This window comes from Pseudomonadota bacterium, assembly GCA_026388215.1.
Lineage (GTDB): Bacteria > Desulfobacterota > Syntrophorhabdia > Syntrophorhabdales > Syntrophorhabdaceae > JAPLKF01.
In genome coordinates this window covers 1-3,606 of record JAPLKF010000160.1, presented here as the reverse complement: position 1 = coordinate 3,606, position 3,606 = coordinate 1, and the positions used below count along the sequence as shown (strand labels likewise).

General features: G+C 41.9%; 4 protein-coding genes and 1 tRNA gene. 2 read left to right on the top strand and 3 right to left on the bottom strand.

Going from position 1 to position 3,606, the window contains the following annotated elements:
• The 3 genes from NTU69_09155 to NTU69_09145 all read right to left on the bottom strand — a co-directional run.
• Positions 1-191, bottom strand: a 191-nt coding sequence (locus NTU69_09155; GenBank protein MCX5803675.1) for a hypothetical protein, incomplete at its 3' end; no start/stop codon positions are given.
• Between the two features lie 443 nt (positions 192-634).
• Positions 635-724 (bottom strand) — tRNA-Ser (locus NTU69_09150).
• Positions 725-833: 109 nt separating this feature from the next.
• The gene (locus tag NTU69_09145) at positions 834-1,820 is read right to left on the bottom strand and encodes a ketoacyl-ACP synthase III (protein ID MCX5803674.1); all 987 of its coding nucleotides are present in this window, start codon (positions 1,818-1,820) and stop codon (positions 834-836) included.
• A 111-nt stretch (positions 1,821-1,931) separates the two neighbouring features.
• Between NTU69_09145 and NTU69_09140 the strand changes: the two genes are divergently transcribed.
• Together NTU69_09140 and NTU69_09135 are read left to right on the top strand one after the other, a co-directional pair.
• The gene (locus tag NTU69_09140) at positions 1,932-2,852 is read left to right on the top strand and encodes a DMT family transporter (protein MCX5803673.1); all 921 of its coding nucleotides are present in this window, start codon (positions 1,932-1,934) and stop codon (positions 2,850-2,852) included.
• Positions 2,849-3,606, top strand: a 758-nt coding sequence (locus NTU69_09135) for a lysylphosphatidylglycerol synthase transmembrane domain-containing protein (GenBank protein MCX5803672.1), incomplete at its 3' end; no start/stop codon positions are given. The genes NTU69_09140 and NTU69_09135, both read left to right, overlap by 4 nt.

Here is a 3,606-nt window from a genome sequence, read left to right as displayed (position 1 = left end):
GCAATCTTCCGTGAAGATTCAGTAAGGATATCTACTTCATTTGCCAAAGAAAGCGCAGCATAATGTGCTTCATGTCCCATATGCTCAAGAACCGTTTTCTTAGTGATTTTAAGGTTGGCAAATATCAATAAACCGAACAACGCAAGCATGGAAGGAACAAGAAAAAGTAAAAGCTTTAATCTCATACTCATAGGTGACAAAAAGCTCTCTAAGTTTTTAATATTCATGGCTATCCAATAATCCGCTATTTCTCTCGCTGCTCCGCTGCGCGTTTTTACCCACTACCGACTCGAATTTCACTCAATTCGTGAACTCTCCCGTCTATAACGGGATCAAACAGTACGTACGGTTTCATTGCGAACGGATGTGAGCAACATTGTCCTCCTGCCTGTCGGCAGACAGGGCGGAACGTTTATTCTTGCCGAGTGGGTTACCCAAAAATGCTCGAAGCCGCGCATCGAGTACGTTTCCCGGCTCGAAAGAGCCGCAAAGCTCTTCCGGCAGTAATGGCTATAAAAGAAGTATTTGGGCAACAGCCCGTTGAAATATAAGATTTTAATATCATACACAACCTTTTTTTGCAATTTATTCACCACTATTCACTCAACACTTATCACTATTCACTGCTTTTAGGTGGCGGAGGGAGTAGGATTTGAACCCACGGGGCGCGTAAACGCCCAACGGTTTTCAAGACCGCCGCTTTCGGCCACTCAGCCATCCCTCCGGATAGAAACAGTGATTAGTGATAAGCAAAATCTAAAACCCAAATCACTCACCACTCGTCACTCACCACTTACCACTAACCACTTGCCACTCATCACTCACCACTTCTCTTACCATCTTATCAAGGAACTGCCCCACGTAAGACCACCACCAAATGCTGTTAAAAGAACAAGTTTACCCTTTACAATTGTTCCGTTTCTTACAGCTTCATCAAGGGCAATAGGTACTGTCGCAGAGGATATATTACCATATTTTTCAATGGTCATGTAGATTCTATCCATAGGTATTTTAAGCTTTTTAGCCATCCCCTGAATGATTCTTAAGTTTGCCTGATGGGGAATGATAACGTCAACGTCATTGATCGTATAACCATTGGCCTCAATAGCCTCCTGGCAGGCTTCGGCAAATCTACTGACTGCAACCTTAAAAGACTTATTTGCCTCTATCATCTTCAGAAAATGGAGGCCTTTATCAACACTCTCATGGGATATAGGGGTGGTCTTGGACCCGCCACCTGGCATCAGCAGGGTATCACCACTTCTCCCATCTGAATGGATGTGGGTAGACAGAATCTCCGCACCTGTTTCTGTTTCTGTGACTACTGCCGCACCTGCCCCGTCACCCCAGAGTATACAGCTTTCCCTCTCTTTCCAGTCCACCACCCTGCTCATAATCTCACCTGCTGCAACAAGTGCAATCTTATTTGTACCTGCCCTTATAAGCTTGTCTGCCACATGGAGGGCAAAGATAAAACCTGAACATGCAGCAGTAATGTCAAAAGATACGGCATGCTCACATCTCAGCTTTGCCTCAAGCCAGTTTGCACCAGCAGGACAATGGGTATCGGGTGTTATCGTTGCAAGGATAAGGAGGTCAATATCTTCCGGTTTCACACCAGCCATATCCATAGCCTTTTCACTTGCTATCTTGCATAAATCAGATGTTGCAACATTCTTATCCGCTATTCTTCTCTCTTTTACACCTGTTCTCGTGTAAATCCACTCGTCTGATGTATCGAGAAATTTCTCAATATCATAGTTGGTCATAACCTTTTCAGGCAGATATGAACCTGTCCCAACAATTCCAATCCTTTTCATCAAAACCCCCTTCAAACCCTGACTTTTCGTTGATTTAATAGAACAAAAAAGGTATAAGGTTGTCAAGGAATAATTGAGCTACCAGCCTTACAGCAAAGGGATGATTAACCAATGACGAAAGATTACATAGATCTGAGAGGCTTTATTACAATCCTAATGCTAACCTTCTTATGGGGGCTAAACTACCCTGCTATAAAATTCTCAAATAGCGGTCTCTCACCGATTTTTACCACCTTTCTCAGGTCATTCATCGCATCACTCTTCGGCATAGTCTATTGCATAATTATAAAACAGCCCCTCTTTCACAAAGGTATAACCTTATTCCACGGATTTATTGTAGGCATGCTTTTCGGGTTAGAATTCGTATGCCTCTATCTTGGAATGCTTTACACTGATGCAGCAAGGTCAGCCATATTTATCTACCTCTCACCCTTTGTGGTTGCTATAGGAGCGCATATATTCCTTAAGGAAAGGCTCAACATAATAAAGACTGTAGGTTTGATATTTGCCTTTCTCGGGATTTACCTCGTATTCAAAGGAAAACCTGCCACACACAGCAGACTTATGCTACTCGGTGATATACTTGAGATTATGGCAGCCATATTCTGGGGAGCCACAACCCTTTATATAAAAAAGTATTTAGCCCAAAAGGTTCATCCTATCAATACATTCCTCTATCAGCTTGTATTCTCAATACCCGTAATATTTGTATGCGCATACGTACTCGAAGATGTATGGATAAGAGACATCAACCCCCTCGTTATCGGATCTATCGTATACCAGTCTGTAATCGTCGCCTTTGCCTCCTATCTCATGTGGTTCAAGTTAATACACACCTACCCTGTGGGAAAACTTTCTATTTTTACGTTTCTCACGCCTGTCTTCGGTGTGTTTTCCGGCATTTTTATACTGAAAGAACAGCTGACAATTGGACTGATATCAGGGCTTATATTTGTTTGCATCGGTATATATTGTGCGAACTATACAAAACCTGTCTGCCATGCTGGCACAGGCAGGAGGGTTCCAGTGTGAAAAAGAATCATTTTATTACAGTGGCCGGGGTTGTCATAAGTATTATTCTTCTTTACTTTTCCTTAAAGGGTATACAATTCCATGAAATTTTGATAATCCTGAAAAGGGCAGATTACAGGCTTGTGCTTATCCCCGTGCTATTCATCTTTGTTGCAGCCACCCTCTCTGCCTATAAATGGTCAAAGATAACAGGTAACAATGTAAGATTGCGTGAAACATTCGTGGCACTCATGATTGGTCTATTTATAAACAACGTGCTACCCGCAAGGATTGGAGAAATAGCAAGGGGTTACGTCTTATCAAAAAAAAGGGGGCTTTCCTTTACATACACCGTATCCACAGTTTTTGTGGACAGGTTTTTCGACCTTACAGGATTGCTGGTAATAACCTTCCTTTTTTTTCCAAGGCATAGCCTCCCTCCAAGGGTATCGCAGGCAATCTATATACTCATAGCCCTGCTTATAGTATGTATCATAATGATGATTATAATGAGCAAAAAAAACATTGCAAATATTATTGCAGATAAGCTCACGAAAATTGAGAAACCACTTTTTATAAAATTTGCAAAAAGGATAATAGAGATTCAGGAAAACCTCAAGCGCATAAATTCTCCGTTAAATCTGGCCTTTTTCGTCTTAATCTCTTCAATCCAGTGGCTTGCTATGAGCGCCGCGCTATATTTTGTAATATTAACCCTCGGTATTTCTATAAAACCATTCTACATACCCTTCGTTTGCGCACTTCTCAATATGGG

Excerpts from the sequence above, each read along its gene's own strand:
- NTU69_09140 (MCX5803673.1), top strand. The coding sequence starts at position 1,932 with ATGACGAAAGATTACATAGATCTGAGAGGCTTTATTACAATCCTAATG.
- NTU69_09145 (MCX5803674.1), bottom strand. The coding sequence starts at position 1,820 with ATGAAAAGGATTGGAATTGTTGGGACAGGTTCATATCTGCCTGAAAAG.